This window comes from Shewanella rhizosphaerae, from assembly GCF_019457655.1.
Classification (GTDB): domain Bacteria; phylum Pseudomonadota; class Gammaproteobacteria; order Enterobacterales; family Shewanellaceae; genus Shewanella; species Shewanella loihica.
This window is the reverse complement of sequence record NZ_CP080420.1, coordinates 995,772-1,014,586: the sequence shown is the minus strand read 5'-3', so window position 1 is coordinate 1,014,586 and position 18,815 is coordinate 995,772. Positions and strand designations below refer to the sequence as shown.

General features: G+C 55.0%; 19 protein-coding genes. 8 read left to right on the top strand and 11 right to left on the bottom strand.

Annotated elements, in window-relative coordinates; genetic code table 11:
• Positions 1–164 precede the first annotated feature (164 nt).
• Complete coding sequence (purT, locus tag K0I63_RS04580) at positions 165–1,343, top strand: formate-dependent phosphoribosylglycinamide formyltransferase (RefSeq protein ID WP_220082695.1); 1,179 nt, start codon at positions 165–167, stop codon at positions 1,341–1,343.
• 114 nt (positions 1,344–1,457) lie between these two features.
• Here the strand turns inward: purT and K0I63_RS04575 are convergent, their stop codons facing one another.
• From K0I63_RS04575 to K0I63_RS04555, 5 genes are all read right to left on the bottom strand, one after another.
• Positions 1,458–2,411, bottom strand: a complete 954-nt coding sequence (locus tag K0I63_RS04575) for a D-2-hydroxyacid dehydrogenase (protein WP_220082694.1) — start codon at positions 2,409–2,411, stop codon at positions 1,458–1,460.
• A 20-nt stretch (positions 2,412–2,431) separates the two neighbouring features.
• Complete coding sequence (locus tag K0I63_RS04570) at positions 2,432–3,076, bottom strand: outer membrane beta-barrel protein (protein ID WP_220082693.1); 645 nt, start codon at positions 3,074–3,076, stop codon at positions 2,432–2,434.
• A gap of 22 nt (positions 3,077–3,098) precedes the next feature.
• On the bottom strand, positions 3,099–3,875 hold the full coding sequence (gene djlA, locus K0I63_RS04565) for a co-chaperone DjlA (RefSeq protein ID WP_220082692.1): 777 nt from the start codon (positions 3,873–3,875) through the stop codon (positions 3,099–3,101).
• Between the two features lie 67 nt (positions 3,876–3,942).
• On the bottom strand, positions 3,943–4,644 hold the full coding sequence (murU, locus tag K0I63_RS04560; protein WP_220082691.1) for an N-acetylmuramate alpha-1-phosphate uridylyltransferase MurU: 702 nt from the start codon (positions 4,642–4,644) through the stop codon (positions 3,943–3,945).
• Positions 4,644–5,681, bottom strand: coding sequence for an aminoglycoside phosphotransferase family protein (locus K0I63_RS04555; RefSeq protein ID WP_220082690.1), 1,038 nt, complete (start codon positions 5,679–5,681; stop codon positions 4,644–4,646). Before K0I63_RS04555 ends, murU begins: the two co-directional genes overlap by 1 nt.
• A 156-nt stretch (positions 5,682–5,837) precedes the next feature.
• Here K0I63_RS04555 and lptD point away from each other — a divergent pair, with 156 nt between their 5' ends.
• From lptD to K0I63_RS04520, 7 genes are all read left to right on the top strand, one after another.
• Positions 5,838–8,159 carry an LPS assembly protein LptD gene (lptD, locus tag K0I63_RS04550; RefSeq protein WP_220082689.1) on the top strand — a complete coding sequence of 774 codons (2,322 nt, stop codon included), beginning with the start codon at positions 5,838–5,840 and terminating at the stop codon, positions 8,157–8,159.
• 126 nt (positions 8,160–8,285) lie between these two features.
• Positions 8,286–9,590, top strand: coding sequence for a peptidylprolyl isomerase SurA (surA, locus tag K0I63_RS04545; protein ID WP_144200845.1), 1,305 nt, complete (start codon positions 8,286–8,288; stop codon positions 9,588–9,590).
• Positions 9,591–9,595: 5 nt separating this feature from the next.
• Complete coding sequence (pdxA, locus tag K0I63_RS04540; protein ID WP_011864686.1) at positions 9,596–10,594, top strand: 4-hydroxythreonine-4-phosphate dehydrogenase PdxA; 999 nt, start codon at positions 9,596–9,598, stop codon at positions 10,592–10,594.
• A 2-nt stretch (positions 10,595–10,596) separates the two neighbouring features.
• On the top strand, positions 10,597–11,406 hold the full coding sequence (rsmA, locus tag K0I63_RS04535) for a 16S rRNA (adenine(1518)-N(6)/adenine(1519)-N(6))-dimethyltransferase RsmA (protein ID WP_220082688.1): 810 nt from the start codon (positions 10,597–10,599) through the stop codon (positions 11,404–11,406).
• Positions 11,407–11,457: 51 nt separating this feature from the next.
• Positions 11,458–11,838, top strand: a complete 381-nt coding sequence (gene apaG, locus K0I63_RS04530) for a Co2+/Mg2+ efflux protein ApaG (RefSeq protein WP_220082687.1) — start codon at positions 11,458–11,460, stop codon at positions 11,836–11,838.
• Positions 11,839–11,864: 26 nt separating this feature from the next.
• Positions 11,865–12,689 carry a symmetrical bis(5'-nucleosyl)-tetraphosphatase gene (locus K0I63_RS04525; RefSeq protein WP_220082686.1) on the top strand — a complete coding sequence of 275 codons (825 nt, stop codon included), beginning with the start codon at positions 11,865–11,867 and terminating at the stop codon, positions 12,687–12,689.
• Positions 12,690–12,793: 104 nt separating this feature from the next.
• Complete coding sequence (locus K0I63_RS04520) at positions 12,794–14,818, top strand: methyl-accepting chemotaxis protein (protein WP_220073234.1); 2,025 nt, start codon at positions 12,794–12,796, stop codon at positions 14,816–14,818.
• A 93-nt stretch (positions 14,819–14,911) separates the two neighbouring features.
• Here the strand turns inward: K0I63_RS04520 and K0I63_RS04515 are convergent, their stop codons facing one another.
• The 6 genes from K0I63_RS04515 to rpmA form a co-directional block, all read right to left on the bottom strand.
• On the bottom strand, positions 14,912–15,304 hold the full coding sequence (locus K0I63_RS04515; protein WP_011864681.1) for a DUF3718 domain-containing protein: 393 nt from the start codon (positions 15,302–15,304) through the stop codon (positions 14,912–14,914).
• 86 nt (positions 15,305–15,390) lie between these two features.
• A complete protein-coding gene (gene folA / locus K0I63_RS04510; RefSeq protein WP_220082685.1) occupies positions 15,391–15,873 on the bottom strand; it encodes a type 3 dihydrofolate reductase in 483 nt (160 codons plus the stop codon).
• Between the two features lie 40 nt (positions 15,874–15,913).
• Positions 15,914–16,384, bottom strand: coding sequence for a threonine/serine exporter family protein (locus K0I63_RS04505; RefSeq protein WP_011864679.1), 471 nt, complete (start codon positions 16,382–16,384; stop codon positions 15,914–15,916).
• Positions 16,381–17,142, bottom strand: coding sequence for a threonine/serine exporter family protein (locus tag K0I63_RS04500; RefSeq protein ID WP_144200831.1), 762 nt, complete (start codon positions 17,140–17,142; stop codon positions 16,381–16,383). The genes K0I63_RS04505 and K0I63_RS04500 overlap by 4 nt, the downstream gene beginning before the upstream one ends.
• 35 nt (positions 17,143–17,177) lie before the next feature.
• Positions 17,178–18,341: an Obg family GTPase CgtA gene (gene cgtA, locus K0I63_RS04495; protein ID WP_011864677.1), complete on the bottom strand. Its 1,164-nt coding sequence runs from the start codon at positions 18,339–18,341 to the stop codon at positions 17,178–17,180.
• A gap of 216 nt (positions 18,342–18,557) precedes the next feature.
• Positions 18,558–18,812 (bottom strand): 50S ribosomal protein L27, encoded by a 255-nt coding sequence (gene rpmA / locus K0I63_RS04490; protein WP_011864676.1) that lies wholly within the window; start codon positions 18,810–18,812, stop codon positions 18,558–18,560.
• Positions 18,813–18,815 lie beyond the last annotated feature (3 nt).

Here is an 18,815-nt window from a genome sequence, read left to right as displayed (position 1 = left end):
GTCATAAATTGCTGATATTTCTTTTCTAATTCGCGTCAGAATCTTGATCCAGTACACACTTGTCGGCGCAAAGGGTCTGCTTATTCCAGTGGACGGGGTAAGATAATCGCCAAATAACCTAAGTTGGGCGAACGACCCACTCAAGATAAAAAGGTACCCACACCATGATAGGCACACCCTATTCACGCGGCGCGCTGCGCGCCATGCTGCTTGGCTGCGGCGAACTCGGCAAAGAAGTTGCCATCGAATTACAACGTCTGGGAGTCGAAGTGATAGGCGTCGACCGCTATCCCAACGCCCCGGCGATGCAGGTCAGTCACAGATTTCATGTGATCAACATGCTGGACGGCGAGGCCCTGCGCGCCATCATAGAGCAGGAACAGCCCCACCTGGTGATCCCCGAGATCGAAGCGATCGCCACCCAGACTCTGGTTGAGATGGAGGCCCAAGGCCTTAAGGTGATCCCAACGGCCAAGGCCGCCCAGCTCACCATGGATCGCGAGGGTATACGCCGCCTGGCCGCCGAAACGCTGGGGCTGCCCACCTCACCCTATTTCTTCTGTGACACCCAGGCAGAATTTGAGCAGGCTGTCACCGACATAGGTCTGCCCTGCGTCGTCAAGCCTGTGATGAGCTCGTCGGGTAAGGGCCAGAGCATCATTCGCAGCGAGGAGCAGATCCTCGCGGCATGGCGTTATGCCCAGGAAGGTGGCCGCGCCGGTGGTGGCCGGGTAATCGTCGAAGGCTTCGTGCCCTTCGACTATGAGATCACCCTGCTCACCGTCAGCGCCGTCAATGGCATCCACTTCTGCAACCCCATAGGCCACCGTCAGGAAGATGGTGACTACCGCGAGTCCTGGCAGCCTCAGGCCATGTCTGATGCCGTACTCGCCAAGGCGCAGGAGATAGGCCGCAAGGTGGTCGAGGCGCTGGGCGGCTATGGTCTGTTCGGCGTCGAGCTGTTTATCAAGGGAGAGGAGGTTTACTTCTCTGAGGTATCACCTCGCCCCCACGATACCGGCCTGGTGACACTCATCAGCCAAGATCTGTCTGAGTTCGCCCTGCATGTGCGCGCCATCTTAGGCCTGCCGATCGCCAACATAGTGCAGCACGGCCCATCGGCCTCGGCGGTGATCCTGGCAGAAGGCAGCAGCCACAACATAGGCTATCAGGGGATGGCACAGGCACTCGTTGAGCCCAACACTCAGCTACGCCTGTTCGGCAAGCCGGATATCGACGGTCGCCGCCGTCTCGGTGTCGGCCTGGCCCGTGGCAATACCATTGATGAGGCGATCGACAAGGCGCTTAACGTGGCTAAACAGGTCGAGGTGATTCTGGATTAATCCACTAAAACCAGCGCCTTGCTGGATTAAACCAGCAAAGCGATGACAAAAAGGGCGCCTCTTCTCACGGATCAGGCGCCCTTTGTCTATCTAGATTTAACTTATTATCAGAGCTTAATTAACCAGGTTCACCGGCTGACCCGCCAGATAACCCTTGAAGTTATCGACCGCTATCGTCAGCAATTGCTGGCGCGCCTCCCTGGTCGCCCAGGAGTTATGCGGGCTGATGCTGATATGAGGCGCGCTCAGCAGCGGATTGTCAGCCTGTGGTGGCTCGCTAGAGAGCACATCCACCCCTGCGGCGGCAATCTTCCCCTGCGCCAGGGCATCGGCCAGTGCCTGCTCATCCACCAGACCGCCTCTGGCCGTGTTGATTAAGATGGCATTTGGCTTCATGGCGCTGAGCCGCTCTCGATTAATCAACTTCTCGGTGTCCGACGTTAGCGGACAGTGCAGTGAGATGATATCGGCGCAGGCAAAGAGCGCCTCACGCTCGCACCAGCTGACACCTTCTGGGAGGTCGTGCTTAATGGAGGGCGTGTTGACCAGCACCCGCATCTGAAATGCCTTCGCAATATTGGCTACCTGCCGACCTATGTCGCCAAACCCCACCAAGCCGAGGATTTTACCCTTTAGGGACTGTAACGGCGCCAGGGTAAAGCAGAAATCTGGCGCCTGAGACCAGACCCCGGCCACCACGGAGTTGTGATGGGCCGACAAACGCTGGGTGTGATGAAGAATATGGGCAAACACCATCTGGGCTACCGCATCCGGGCCATAGCCTGGCACATTGGTCACCTTGATCCCAAGCTCGCTGGCAGCGTTGAGGTCCACCACGTTGGTGCCAGTGGCGAGCACGCCGATATACTCAAGATCTGGCAGCTCCCTGAGCGCATCGGCGTCGAGCAGCGTCTTGTTGGTCAGCAGCACCTGCGCCCCCTGAGCACGATCCAGGAGTTCGTCCGGGGAGGTTCTGTCAAAGCAATGAAACTCGCCCAGCGCCGCAAGGGGCTGCCAGTCGAGATCGCCAGGGTTGAGGGTGTAACCATCGAGTACCACTATCTTCATTAAGACTGCTCTCTTATGGGTTAAAAAGTGTATTTAAATCCGGCGTTCACCTGCCCCTGCCACATGACATCGGCGCGGATATTCCAGATACAGCGATTGGCATCGCAAAACAGCGCATTGTCGCTGTTGATAAAGGTGGCGTAGCCGCGGCCATCGGCAAACAGGCTGAAGTTATCGCCGAGCAGGTACTCCACCCCGCCCCCAAATCCCATGGAGAAGCGTGACTCGTCGGAGAAATCCCCCGACGGGCGCATCTGGGTCATGCCGACACTAACGGTAACATAGGGACGCAGGTTGCCATTGGGGAAATAAAGCGAGCCCCCCAGGTGAGCGTAATCCAGCTCAAGCTTTGCCAAACGATTGGGGTTGAACATGCCCGCGGCGTGCATATCTGTGCTCTGGTGGCTATAGAGCAGGTAGACATCGCCGGGATCCCGGGTCTTCATCCCCAATATGATGCCATAGTGGCTGGAATCCTTGATGCTGATGTTACCCTGGGTATTAGTATCAATATCGGTGGCATCGAGATCACTAGCGCCGAAGCTGTAGCCACCGAAGGGGGCGACGTAAATATCCGACTCTGCCCAAACAGACTGGGCCCAGAAAGACTGGGCCGCCATCCATGCTAAGAGTCCTGTCAATAAGGTCAGCCTTGTTCGCTTCATCGCCCTCTCCTTTGTTAGATAATCATCTCATGGCGCGGTCTTGCTTTACCCTGTCATAGGCGGCCTGAATATCCTGCGCCTTCTGTTTGGCCAGCTCCATCATCTCGGCGGGTAACCCCTTGGCGACCAGCTTGTCGGGGTGGTGCTCGTTCATCAACTTACGATAGGCGCGCTTCACCTGCTGATCCGAGGCCTGCTCATCCAGACCCAATACCTCGTAGGCATCCTTGATGGAGGTCTGCTGACGACCATGGCGCTGGAAGTTCACTTCCGCCTGCCAGCGCTTGAGCAGCTCATCGAGTTGCTCGCGGCTAAAGCCCAGATCCTGCGCCACGGTTAAGAGTATGGCATGTTCTTTGGCATCTAGCTTGGCATCCGACAGGGCGGTCTGGATCTGGATCTCCAGAAACATCTGCAGCAGCTCCCGGCGCCCCATGGAGATCAACCTGAAGGTGCGCAGCGACGCCTTAAGGTCGAAATCGGCGGCCTTGCCTTGGGTAAAGGCCGCCTGGGCCTCACGGCGGGCATCGCCGCTCAGACGCATCTGATCCATCAGCGCCGTCGCCAAGCGGATATCATGTTCTGTCACCTGACCCGAGGCCTTGGCCACGTGGCCCATCACGGCAAAGGCGGTGTTGAAGAACAGCGCCTGACGATCGCTGCCCTTGCCCATCAACTTTTCCACCTCGCCGCGCTTCTTGTCATAGAGGTGGCCGAGCCAGAGACCTATGAGTCCGCCTATGATACGACCAAACATGAAACCTATGGCAAAACCGAAAAACTTACCCCAAATCTTCATCTAACAACCCTTTATCTAACAACCCTTCATCTAAAAACCCTTCATCTAAAAACCTTAGTCTTTGATACTAGGCCCTTAACTCGGCGTCCAGTGACTCAAGCCTTTCCAGCGTGCCCACATCGCACCAGAGATGCGGGTAGTGCTCGCCGCCGATCAACCCCTGCTGCATCTTGGCTCTCAATAGCGGCGCCAGACCAAAGCGGCCATTCGGGGCACCGGCGAAGAAACGCGGATGATAGATGGCCATGCCGGAAAAAGTCAGCTTAGGCTCATCCTCATCATTCACCTTGCCATCCCTCAGGCCAAAATCGCCCTCTGGATGCTGCTTAGGGTTATCCACCAACCAGAGATAGGCCTCCTGCTCACTCATCAGCTCAGCAATCTTTGCCGAATCGATCGCGGCATCCAGCGACATACCCTTAACGCTTGGCAAGCTGTCAATATAGACATCGCCATTGAGCACCAGAAAAGGCTCATCTCCAAGTAGAGGCAAGGCCTGCTTGATACCGCCGCCCGTCTCGAGCGCCTCTGTCTCTGGGCTGTAGCTGATGCTCACGCCCCAGGCGCTGCCATCCCCCAGACTGGCCTCTAGCTTGTGGCCCAGCCAGGCGTGGTTGATCACTATCTCAGTGATGCCAAGGGCCGCGAGACGCTCTATGTGATAGACGATGAGTGGCTTGCCCGCGACTTCTGCCAGCGGTTTAGGCAGGGTGTCGGTCAGGGGGCGCAGGCGTTCACCTCGCCCGGCGGCGAGTATCATGGCCTTCATTACAGCGCCTCCATCCTGCTTGCCAGTTGAGACAGCTTGTCGCTCGTCATCTGCGGCATCACCTCACCCCTTAACCAGGCAACAAATGGCTCAAACTCAGGATATTGCTCCCCTATGTCACACACATAACTCAGGGTCAGGGGTATATCTTTTAAGTAGCCCGGCTTGGCGTCGCGATAGTTGAGGCGGCAGAAGATCCCCGCGGCCTTGAGGTGACGCTGCATCCCCATAAGATCGAACCAGCGGCGATACCGGCTCAAGTTCACCTCATCGCCGAGGCGGCCCAGGGCGCGCATCTGATTATAGTGCTGCTCAAGCAAGGGCTCGACCACGTCGAGCGGCCAGCGCACATAGCAATCGCGCAGCAAGGAGACGGCATCATAGGTGATGGGACCTAAGACAGCATCTTGAAAGTCGATCACCGCCAGCTCGTCATCACACAACATGAGATTGCGGCTATGATAGTCCCTGTGCATGCCTACCTTGGGCTGCTCGGCGACGTTATCGATAAGCAGGTGGAAGCATTTATCGATTATCTGCCGGGTATTGCTGTCGAGGCCCAGCTTAAGATGATGCTCAAGCAACCACTCGACGAAAATATTCAGCTCACGCAGCACGAAGGCGTCATCATAATCGGGCAAGGGCTGCCCCGCCGCCGAGGTGATGGTCTGCAGCTTATCGAGCAGCCCAAGTGCCTTGCCATAATAGTGACCGACGTTATCCTGGTTTAGCACCTCGAGCAGCTGGGTATCGCCGAGATCAGAGAGCAACAGAAAACCTTGAGACAGGTCGGCGGCCTTAACCTCAGGCGCCAGTATGCCATGGTCATGATAGGCGTTTGCGAGGGCGATAAAAGGGGCGACAGGCACCAGAACCGGCGGCGAATCCATGGCGATAAACGTCTGGTTTGAAAACTGGACACGATAGTAGCGGCGAAAACTGGCGTCACCGGAAATTAAGGCGACTCGCGCCTCATCGCCTAAAGTTCGCGCTATCCATGAATTAAGGGCAAGAAATCTTGGATCTGACAAGGGCACCTCATGGCTCTTAGAAGAAAATTGCTTTATTATAAAGCAAAATAGAAACAGCAATTAAGATGATTCTATCTCTTTTGCTAAGTTGCTTCCCAAGGGGGATGCAACTATTCTCACCGATAACTTGTCTAGACTAAGAAATCACAAAAACGATAAAAGATGCATATCCGTTACTTATTGGCATTGGCGCTACTCCCGCAGCTAGTCTTGGCAGACGAATCGGAAACCACTCCCGCGCCCGGTGCCCAGTGTCTGGTGCTCCCGCCCGTTCCTATTCCTGAGCCCAGCACAGACGAACGTCCCCTAGATCTGCAGCAGATTAAGATCGTTTCCGACTCATCGGCAGCTAAGATGGGTGACAAGGCTAGTTTCCAGGGAGATGTGACCTTCAGCCAAGGCGGCCGCCATATCGCCGCCGACAGCGCGGTATTGGATCAGGCTAACGAGCGCCTGGATGCCAACGGCAACCTGGTGTTTCAGGACAATATGTTTACCGTCACGGCCGACTCTCTCAGCGCCGAGATGCGCAGCAACAGCGCCCAACTTAAGGGTGCCCAATATTGGCTCCACGGTCAGCAGATCCACGGCGAAGCGGAAAACCTGGAGATCACCCAAGACAACAACCTGCACCTGTCGAACACCAACTTCACGACCTGTCCGCCGGGCGATAGCTCCTGGTTGCTTGAGGCCGAGACCATCAAGATAGACAGCAGCGAAGAGTGGGGCGAGCTTTGGGATGCCAAGCTCAAGATAGGCGATGTGCCCGTCTTCTATCTGCCCTATATGACGATTCCCGTGTCGGAGAAGCGCAAGTCAGGCTTCCTGTTCCCCTATTTCAGCACCAGCACCACCAATGGTGTCGAGGTGGCGACCCCCTACTACTGGAACATAGCGCCAGAGTATGATCTCACCTTTACTCCGCACTATATGTCGGCCCGCGGCCTGTTCCTCAAGTCGGAATTTCGCTATCTCGCCGGTGAGGCCCAGCAGGGGCAGTTGAATGTAGAATACCTGAGCAATGACAATCTGGTGCCCAACCGCGCCGACCGTTACCTTTACCACTGGGAGCATCAGGGGGCCATCGCCGACAACTGGCGGGTACTGGCCAACTTTACCGATGTGTCGGACAACAACTACTTCAACGATCTGCCCTCCGACGTGCTGCGCGCCACCGACAACCAGCTCTCTCGCATAGGCGAAATCGCCTATTTCGAAGATAACTGGGACATGTCAGCTCGGGTGCAGGATATCAAGGTATTGGGTGAAGAAGAGTCTCCCTATCAGGTGATGCCGCAGATAGGCTTTAACTATCGCGCCCCAGGTTTCTGGCAAGGCCTAGACTTCAACCTCATGGGGGAAGCCAGCAACTTCCGTCATAAGGAAGACCAGTATGCCACCGCCAGCCGCCTGCACTTCGAGCCCAGTGTCTCACTTCCGATCCACGGGCCGGCCGGATCGCTGACCAGTGAGCTTAAGCTGCTGCAGACCAACTATTGGCAGGACACCAAGAACTACACAGGCACTGAGCCGCTGGACAGCTCGGTGAGCCGTACCCTGCCCCAGGTGCGCATCCACGGTCAGATCAACTTCGAGCGTTTCACCGACTACTTCGATGCCAACTATCGTCAGACCCTGGAGCCACAGTTCCAGTATCTGTATGTCGGCTATGAGGATCAGTCCAACATCGGCATCTATGACACTGCGCTGTTGCAGGAAGACTACTACGGCCTCTTCAGGGATCGCCGCTTCTCGGGTCTGGACCGTATCGCCGACGCCAACCAGATGACACTGGGTTTAACCACCCGTCTGTTTGACGACCATAACCTCGAGCGCTTCAAGTTCAGTCTGGGTCAGATCTACTACTTCGAGGACAGCAAGGTTGGCATTACAGACCCTTCCCGTCCCAACGAGATCTTTAAGCAGGAAAATACCTCAAACTCAGTGCTGGCGGCGGAGCTCAACACTCAGCTCTACAGCGATTGGTTCTTGAGCGGTGCCATTCAATATGACACCAAAAACAAGAACAACAAGAAGAGTGAGGTCACCCTGGATTTCCGCCCCGGGGTCAACAAGCTGTTGCAGCTCAGCTACCGTTATGTGCCCGATTTAGTTAACAGCAACACCAACGAATCTGTTAATGTGTCGCAAACCGGCTTGCGTACGGCTTGGCCGATCAACGACAACTGGTATATCGTGGGCAACTGGTATTACGATCTCAATGAGAAACGTAGCGTCGAGACCTACACAGGATTTCAATACGAATCTTGTTGCTGGGCGGTGCGCTTAAGTTATCATTACCGCATTAAAACCAACTATGTGGACAACCTGGATCCCACGTTCAACGACAGGGAGCTGTTCGAAAGCGGCTTCTACCTGAACTTTGTGATCAAGGGATTAGGTGGCTCCGGCCCGCTTGGGGTATCGGACATGCTTAACGATGGCCTGTTTAACTATCGCAAGCCGCTCTACCTGAAGAACTAGTTTTGATATTTTAATCGGCTTTGCGCTGAACCTAGATACGGACTTGTAGTCCAATCAGAATAGTCGAATTAGATACTCGGTCGACACCTGTGTCGACCGACCTGAATATGCCAAGGATTTTTGTGGATGAAACCCTGTAAACAACTGATTTTTGCTTTACTTACATTGGCGATGAGCCACGGTGCGATGGCCGAGAACGTGCCCCTGGATAGGGTGACGGTTCAGATCAACGAAGGCATAGTGCTGGAAAGCGAAATCGTCAACATGTTGAAGACAGTCAAAGCCAACGCAAAAGCCGCCGGCCAGTCATTACCTTCTGACAAGGCGCTGCGCACTCAGGTGATCGAGCGTCTGATCGTGACCCGTCTGCAACTACAGATGGCCGACCGCATCGGTCTACACATCGGTGACCTGCAGCTGGACCAGACAATCGAGAACATCGCCAAGGAGCAGAAGATGACTCCTGAGATGATGCGCGAAAAGGTCGAGGCCGAAGGCATGAGCTGGAGCCAATACCGCGAACAGCTACGCGAAGAGATCACCCTGGGCGAGATCCAACGTATTCAGGTACAGCGTCGTATCCAGGTTTCTCCACAGGAGATCAACAGCCTGGTTAAGCTAATCGAAGAACAGGGTATGCAGCAGGTGGAGTACCAGATCGGTCATATCCTGATCGAGGTGCCCAACAGCCCTAACAGCGAACAACTTGAAGCCGCCAGCAGCCGCGCCAACGCCGTGCTCAAGCGCCTACAAGACAATGCCGACTTCAAACAGACCGCCATCGCCTCCTCTTCTGGCCCTAAGGCGCTGGAAGGCGGTATCTGGGATTACATGAACGTCAATGAAATGCCAACCCTGTTCGCCGAGCTTTTAGTCGGCGCCAAGACGGGTGACATCATAGGCCCTGTGCGCAGCGGCGCCGGCTTCCACATCATCAAGGTGATGGATGCCCGCGGCCTGCAGACCAAAGAAATTGACGAAGTACGTTCACGTCATATACTGATCAAGCCGTCGCCTATCCTGTCGGAAGAGCGTGCCAAGGCTATGCTCGACAAGTTTGCGGCCCAGCTAAGAAGCGGCGAAGCAGACTTTGCCACCCTGGCCCGTCAATACAGCGAAGATCCAGGTTCGGCGGCCAAGGGCGGCGAACTGGGCTGGGCAGATCCTACCGTCTATGTACCTGCCTTCGCACAAACATTAGGCGCACTGAAGATCAACGAGATCAGTGAGCCATTCCGTTCTAGCCACGGCTGGCACATAGTGCAGCTGGAGGAGAGACGTAAGACGGATGCGACAGATAAATTTAACACTAATCGGGCGCACCAGCTCATCTTCCGCCGCAAGTTTAATGAAGAATTACAAAACTGGCTGGATGAAATGCGAGCAGAGGCTTACATTGAAGTATTCGATGCCGATTTCAATCGAGGTTAATCATATTGACGACTAAACGCATCGCCATCACACCGGGAGAACCTGCCGGTGTGGGCCCAGACTTAGTCATTCAACTTGCTCAGCGCGCTTGGCCCGCTGAGCTTGTTGTTTGTGCCGACCCCACTTTGCTGACTAGCCGCGCCAAGCAGATTGGCTTGCCGATCCAGCTGCGCCCCTTCCAGCCCAATCAGGCGCCTAAGCCGCAGGAAGCCGGTACTCTGACCATAGTGCCCTTCCCCCTAGTAAAAGAAGCAGTGTGCGGTAAGCTCGATGAACAGAACAGCAGCTATGTGATCGACACCCTGGCCTATGCCGGTGAGAAGAACATGAATGGCGAGTTCGACGCCGTGGTGACAGGCCCTGTCCACAAAGGGATCATCAACCAGGCGGGTATCCCCTTTAGCGGTCATACCGAGTTCTTTGCCCACCAGGCCAACTGTCAGGATGTGGTAATGCTGCTCGCGGCGCCTGGCCTGCAGGTGGCGCTGGTCACCACACATATTCCGCTGGCCTATGTGTCTAAGGCGATCACTCGTGACCGTCTGCATCAGATCATCAAGATCTTGCACAAAGATCTGGTGACCAAGTTTGCTCTGGATGATCCTAAGATCTATGTCTGTGGCCTCAACCCCCATGCGGGCGAAGATGGCCACCTGGGCCGCGAAGAGATCGATGTGATCATTCCCGCGCTCAACGAGTTGCGTGAGCAAAACATGAATATCGTCGGGCCACTGCCTGCCGACACCCTGTTCCAGCCAAAGTATCTGGAAGATGCCGACGTGATCCTCGCCATGTATCACGATCAGGGGTTGCCGGTACTGAAATCTCAGGGCTTTGGCAGCTCGGTCAATATCACCCTAGGCCTGCCCTATATCCGCACCTCGGTCGACCATGGTACGGCACTAGAGCTGGCCGGCACAGGCAAGGCCGACATCGGCAGTTTTGTCTGCGCGCTAAACAAGGCTATCGAACTAGCCACCAAGAATGAGTCACTTAAAGAGTAGTAATGAGTAATAAAGTACATTTAGGCCACACGGCGAGAAAACGTTTCGGACAAAACTTTTTGACCGACAGCAATGTGATCAATCGTATCGTCGGCGCCATCTCGCCCGACAACGATCACGTGATGGTCGAGATTGGCCCAGGCCTGGCGGCGCTTACCGAGCCGGTAGCCGAAAGCATCGACAAGCTAACCGTGGTCGAGCTGGATAAAGATCTGGTTGAACGTCTGCAGACACATCCGTTTCTCAAGGACAAGCTGGAGATCCACCAGGGAGATGCGCTGAAATTCGACTTCAAGCAGCTGGTCGAAGATGGCAAGCAGATGAAGGTGTTTGGCAACCTGCCCTACAACATCTCTACGCCGCTGATGTTCCACCTGTTTGAGTTTGCCGAGCATATCGAGAATATGCACTTCATGTTGCAAAAAGAGGTGGTACTGAGATTATCTGCCGCCCCCGGTACCAAGGCCTATGGCCGTTTGACCGTGATGGCGCAATATTTCTGTCAGGTGATGCCGGTACTCGAAGTGCCACCAGGCTGCTTCACGCCGCCGCCAAAGGTCGACTCTGCCGTGGTGAGGCTCGTGCCCTACAAGGAGAAGCCTTACCCCTGCAAAGATGTGGATCTGCTAAGGCACCTGTGTACTACCGCCTTTAACATGCGCCGTAAGACACTGCGTAACAACCTCAAGCAGTTGTTGAACGATGACGACTTCAGCGCGCTGGGCATAGATGCCAGCATGCGTCCAGAGCAGATCACAGTGCAGCAATATGTCGCCATGGCCAACCATCTGGTCGATAAACGCCAAGCCTAACCGTGACGGAGGCGCAAGTCGCCTCCCACCCGTTAACCTTTAGGGATCCGAATGAAACAACTCGAATCCTCAATCAGGATTGAGGTCAAAACCGACTATATCGAAGAGCAATCTTCGCCCGAAGAAGAGAGATACCTGTTCAGCTACACCATCACCATCATCAACTTAGGGGATGAAGCCGTCACCCTGAAGAGCCGCATGTGGTGCATCACAGACGCCAATGACCATGAAAGCAAAGTCGAAGGCGCAGGTGTGGTTGGCGAACCCCCCACCATCAAGCCTAATACCGCCTACCAGTACACCAGTGGTACGGTATGCGAGACGCCCTTTGCCGTCATGCAGGGCTACTATGTGATGGTGACCGAACAGGGTGAAACCTTCAAGGCACCCATCGCCCCCTTCCGTCTAGCGGCCCCCGGCCTGCTGCATTAATTCGACACAGCGAGCCGAGAGCATCTATGGCAACATACTTCGTGGGCGATATTCAGGGCTGTTTCGATGAGCTCCAGGCCCTGTTGGCCAAGGTGACCTTTAGCCCTTCCAAAGATGAGCTCTGGGTGGTCGGTGACATGGTGGCCAGGGGCACCCAATCGCTGGAGACACTACGTTACCTCAAGGGGCTTGAGGGCTCGGTAAAGCCCGTGCTGGGCAATCACGACCTGCACCTGATGGCGCTGCATGGCAAGGTGAAACGGGTCAACCCCAAGGATAACCTGGGCGCCCTGTTGGCGGCGCCGGATCTCAACCAGCTCATCGATTGGCTCAGGCTACAGCCACTGGCCCGGGAACATAAAGCCCATTCTGTCTTGATGGCTCACGCCGGCATTCCGCCCCAGTGGGACGTTAAAACCGCCCTCAAGGAGTCGCACAAGGTACAGGAGGCGCTGGCAAGAGATGACTATATCGAGCGCCTCATCGCCAAGATGTACACTAACTCGGTCAGCGAGTGGTCTCCCGAGACCAAGGGACTCAAGCGCCTCGTCTATACCATCAACGCCCTCACCCGGATGCGCTTTCTCCACGGCGATGGTCGATTAAACTTCGATTGCAAGCTACCGCCAGCGAAAGGCGAGAAGGAAGGCTTGATCCCCTGGTTTAAACAACCAGGACGGGCCATGAAAAGCCATACTTTGGTCTTCGGCCATTGGGCGGCCCTGATGGGAGAGGTGAATCAGCCTGGGCTGCAGGCGCTGGATACCGGATGCTGCTGGGGGCAATATTTAACCCTCTGGCATCTTGAATCGAATCAAAAAATTACCCAAAATAAGTTAAAAAAGAGTTAAACTAGCCCTTAGCTTGGCCGATAAAAAAATGAGCGGATATCACCGCCCTGCCCTGAGAATATGTTATGTAATTAGGGATATAACAACAAAAACCGGAGTGCCCTATGAAATTGAATGTCGCCACTCGAGTCATCGGTGGATTTAGTGTCGTCACCTTACTGCTTATCGTCTTAGGTGTGGCGTCCCTGGTCACCAACGACAACATCAAGAGCAGCACCCTCGTTTTGCAAGACCTGAGCCTTCCCGCCCTAAAGAGCAGCAATGGCCTGACACAGAATCTTGCACTGCAGGAAAAGCAGCTACTGGTGGCCTTCCATAGCAAGCAATCCAAAGAGCTGCCTCAGGTTCGCAGCCAATTCACCAGCCTCAGCAAAGGCTTTATCACAGAGCTGGATCAACTCAATCGCATCATTCAAGGCCACGAGGATAATCTTGGCGGCCAGATCAAGTCACTCAGGGCCAACTACCAGTCGTTCAACGACAACAGCCTTAAGATGATGCAAGCCAGAGAGCAGTCACTGCAGACTCAGGAATCTTTGGTCGACAACCTGGAAAGTCTCGAAGGCGCCGCCGATGATACCGCATCACTGCTGCTGGACCTTATCGATCTGGAGACCAGTCAAGATCCCACAGAACGTGAAATTGCCGCCACCGCCAGCAACATTGACAACAGCTTCAGCAACCTGATCACCAGCAGCTATGACCTGGTCAATGCCAAGGAGAAGTCCAAGTACGAGACCATACTCAAGGAGCTGGACTACATCATCAGCGAAGCGCAGAACAAGCTGGAATATGTGAGCCGTCACTGGGAAGGCGTCATCGACCAAGAGATGCTAGACAACATCAACACAGAGGCGAGCAAGGTGTTCACCATGCTCAACGGCCCAGACTCGATTCTTAAGCGCAAGGGTCAGCAGCTGGATTTCAACCTGCAGGCCAGTCAACTGCTTAATACTGTCGAGTCCAATGCCACCGCCGTTAACCAGAGCATGGGCAGCCTGAACAAGGCAATCGAGTCCACCTCTCAGGCCGTTAGCGTCAAGGCGATCGACGAGATCGACAGCGCCAGCTATAAGACCCTGGCACTGGTCCTGATCGCCATCGTCGTGGCGGTGCTGGTGAGTATCGCGGTGATCCGCCCACTCAAGAACTCACTCGATAAGGTCAACAACGCCCTCAATATTCTGGCCTCGGGTAACCTGACCCATAAGCTGGATGACAGCGGTCATGACGAATTTGCCGAGCTGTCGCGCAACTGTAACCGGCTGGTAGACAGCCTGCGCACCCTGATCCAAGGGATCCTGGACCGCTCAAACCAACTGGCAGCCGCCGCCGAAGAAACTTCGGCCATCACGGCGCAGACTACCGCAGGCATCCAGGAGCAGAAGAACCAGGTCGATCAGGTGGCAACCGCCACGACCCAGCTCAGCTCAAGCGCCATGCAGGTGAGCACAAGTGCCGACGAGGCCCTGAATCAGATCAGACAGGCCGATGAAGAGGCGCAGCATATGCGTGCCATCGCCGATGAGAATAAGCGCACCATACTGGCGCTGGCCGACGAAGTCGCCAAGGCGAGTCAGGTGATCAACAAGGTTCACTCAGACAGCGCCTCCATCGGCTCGATTCTGGACGTTATCCGTGGCATCGCCGAGCAGACCAACCTGCTGGCGCTGAACGCCGCCATCGAGGCCGCCAGGGCAGGTGAGCAGGGCCGAGGCTTTGCCGTGGTGGCTGATGAGGTTCGCAGCCTCGCATCGCGCACCCAGGACTCGACCCAAGAGATCCAGCAGATGATTCAGGTGCTGCAACAGGGCACCCAGGAAGCCGTTTCCGTAATGGAGCTGGGCCGTCAGCAGGCCAATAGCTGCGTCGAGAAGACAGAGCAGGCCAACGTCGCCCTGGAGAGCATCAGCAACGCGGTGCACTATGCCCATGACTCTGGCACTCATATTGCCAATGCGGCCCAGGAGCAGAACCTGGTGAGCCAACAGGTGTCTGAGAAGCTAGAACATATCGCCGCGATCTCCGAAGAGACGGCCACAGGTGCCGACCAAACGGCACAATCTAGCCATCAGGTGGCCCAGCTTGCCGAAGAGCTCCAGGCCTCTGTGGGCGAGTTTAAGGTGTAAAAGCTAAAGACATTATTATGTCTTTAAACAGGTACAAAAAAACCGGACTCTAGGGTCCGGTTTTTTAATGCTTACTCGAAGCGTTTTGGCAGATTAGTTACCTGCGAGGCGTTCCTTGATTGCCGCGGTAATAGGGCTACCGCCGTGGCCGTTACCCTCGGCCCACTCGACGACAGTTAGACCATCGGCTTCCTTGACGCTCAACTCTTCGGTAGAGAGGCGCTTGCTCATGAACTCACCCACGTCGTTGGCACCACTAATCATGGCGAAACGCAGCAGGCTGTTGCCATCACAGGTCACCCCTTCATACACGTTGCGTAGCTTAACGCGTGCTTCTTTCAATTTCTTACGTAAACGGTTTTTATCATCGGCCTGAACATAGTTACAGATGTTGGCAACGAGTTGATCGTTGGCTTGAACTGGCGCTGGAACGGTATAAACAGAGGCTGCAATCACCACAGCTAACGTAGTCGGTAAAAAACGCATCGGGTACTCCTATAATATTTATTATTTTTTTCAGTAAGCTATCACTAAAGTGACGGCCTAAAGACAACTCGGGGTAACACCATAAGTTAACATTTTTTTGCCAAATTGATAAAGCGATATTCCAAACCTTTATCATTTATGTGAGATTCACTGTCGAGCAGCTGCCAACTGCCATCATCCCACTCCGGGAAATGGGTATCGCCCTCGACATCGAGATTGATCTCGGTCAGATACAGGCGATCCGCCTGAGGCAGTAGCTCTGCATAAAGCTGACCACCGCCTATCACCACCAACTCCTCACAGCCCTGCACCAATTCCTTGGCCTGTTCGAATGAGGTCACGCAGGTCACGCCCTCGATAACCAGATCTTCTTGTCGGCTCACCACCAGGTTGTGGCGTCCAGGCAAGGGTCTGCCGATGGATTCGAAGGTCTTACGGCCCATGACCACAGGCTTGCCTAGGGTTATCTGTTTAAAGTGGCGCAGGTCTTCTGGCAGGTGCCAGGGCATCTGATTATCTTTGCCGATAACCCGGTTATTTGCCATCGCGGCAATCATAGCTATTTTCATGGGCTCTCCAACGGTCTTGTGCCGTCTGTAGGGTTTAGAATTAGATCACTGGGCGGGTACGAAAATAGAGCAGACTGGGCATGGCGAGTCCGACAGATAACGCCCCTAAGATGAAGATGGTCTTCAAGCCATTGCTGATCACCTCGGCGGTCAGCTCTGGGCTCACCTCAGACTGGGCAGACAGCTGCACCAGAGCGATCACTGTGTTGTAGGCATAGGTTCCCGGGATCATGGGAATGATCGCCGCCACGGCGTACATCAGCGGCGGTGCCAGATGTTTCTTAGCAAAGCCTATGGTTAACACCCCGACCAAGGCCGCCGCGGCGAAGGTACACCACTCTATCGGCATACCGAAATGCAGCAGCAAGGTGCGCAGGCTGTGACCCAGGGCGCCAGCCAGGGCGCAGTATGGCAGGAAGCGTTTGGGCACATTGAACACCATGGCGAAACCCACCGCAGGAACAGCCGAGAAGGCCGCATCGTTTAGCAGCTTGAGCAGCAGCTCCATCATAGGAAGAGTCCTCCCAGTTGCATGGCGATGGTGATCCCTATGACGGATGAGACGGTCAACAGGGTGGCGTGGCCCCAGCGGGAGATCCCCACGTTAAGGTGCCCCTTCACCATATCCGAGATGGCGTTTATCATGGGAAAGCCCGGCACCAACATCAGCACGCTGGCGGCCATCGGCAACTTAGGGGTATCGGTCAGTTGCAGGTGATAGCCCATCTGCGCCACCAAAGTGGTGATAAAGGCGGTCACCGCAAAGTTCACCAACAGGTTGAAATGATGTTTGGCGATGGCCAGACGCACCGACATGCCCACTGATGCCGCCAGTATGGTGATCAACACCGCCATGGTATCGCCTCCAAACAGGTGGCAGAAACTGCCACAGGAGAGGCCGATCATGGGTACCAGATAACGCCTAGGATAGCTCTTTGGCTGGATCCGCGAGACACGTTTACGCACCTCGTTGAGGCCGTAAATCCCCTTCTCGGTCAACAGACAGATGCGCTGCAGCTCGCAGATGATGGTCATATTGATGCCATGCTCGCGTATGCGCCGGGTAGTAGTGATACAACGACCGTGCACCAGGCTGGTCAGTACCAAGGAGTTAGAGGAGATGGAGATCTCGACACTGGCGAGACCTAATGCCTGACCCAGGCGCTGGCTGATCTCTTCGACGAGGTCGGACTCAGCACCATAGGCCAGTAAGAGTTGAGCAACCCGGACAACCTGCCGGGTAATATCATTTTGAGTATCGGCGTACACAATTCTCTCAGAATGAAAGGGGTAACTTAATAAACTTACCTTTGATAGATGATTTCGACATCATAGTCATCATCATCGAAGTCGTCATCGAAATCATCATCATAGTCTTCGTTGACCACTTCCTGGGTCTTCTGATGATAGTTGTCCCACTTGAACTCGACCTCGGCATCGGGATCTTCCTCGACCTCTGGTGGCAGAGCATCGATAAAGTCCATCAGCTTAAGCGCCAGTTCCTGGGTGCCTTCGCGGTTGTAGGCCGAAATACAGTAGACATCGCCCTGCCAATCCAGCTCTTTGACGATGCGATCGACGCGCTCTTGCAGCTCCTCTTCGAGCAGCAGGTCAGTCTTGTTGAACACCAACCAACGTGGCTTGCTGGCCAGCAGCGGCGAGTGCTTCTCTAGCTCACCCACGATGGCGCGGGCGCTGTCGACGGGATCGCTGCCATCGATAGGCTCGATATCCAGGATGTGCAGCAGCACGCGGCAACGCTCGAGGTGCTTAAGGAAGCGAATACCCAGGCCAGCCCCTTCGGCGGCGCCTTCGATCAGACCGGGAATATCGGCGATCACAAAGCTCTGACCATGTCTTGGGGTAACAACCCCTAGGTTAGGCACCAGAGTGGTAAATGGATAATCGGCAACCTTGGGCTTGGCACGAGACACTGAGCGAATAAAGGTCGACTTACCGGCATTAGGCATACCCAGCAGACCCACATCCGCCAACAGCATCAGCTCGAGTCTTAGGCTGCGCACTTCACCGGGAGTACCCAGGGTCTTCTGCCGCGGTGCGCGGTTGGTGCTGCTCTTAAAGCGGGTGTTACCCAGACCGTGGAAGCCACCTTTAGCCACCAACAGCTTCTGACCATGGGTCTTGAGATCCCCAAGGGCTTCCTGGGTCTCTTCGTCGACGGCACGGGTCCCGACTGGCACCTTAAGAATAAGATCTTTACCACCGTGACCGGTACAGTCGCGGCCGCGACCATTCTCGCCACGCTCGGCAAAATGGAAACGCTCGAAACGGTAATCGATCAGGGTGTTGAGGTTTTCATCGGCCTGCAGATAAACACTGCCGCCGTCACCACCGTCACCGCCATCTGGGCCGCCATCGGGCACATACTTCTCGCGTCGAAAACTAACGCAACCACTACCGCCATCACCAGCTTCGACTCTGATCACGGCTTCATCGACAAACTTCATACCAACTCCAGGCGCCAAACAATAGACCGATTATACTGCCTATCGAAACTTACCGCCAAAAAACAATGATGCAACTGCCCCAGCACACAAGCGGCAGAGACAATATTGGACTGGTGCTGGAGCGATATACAGGCTCTTTCACCAGTAATGATTCTTCATAAACAATAAAGCCCCACCAGAGGCAGGGCTTTAGAAACTAGCTTGGGTAGCTAAGTATTAAGCTTCGATGCTAATGAACTTGCGGTTCTTAGGACCTTTAACTTCGAACTTAACTTTACCGTCAGTTAGTGCAAATAGGGTATGGTCACGACCGATACCTACGTTAACACCTGCGTGGAACTTAGTACCACGTTGACGAACGATGATGTTACCAGCTAGAACTGATTCACCACCGAAACGCTTAACACCAAGACGTTTGCTTTCTGAATCGCGGCCGTTACGAGTAGAACCGCCAGCTTTTTTATGTGCCATTAG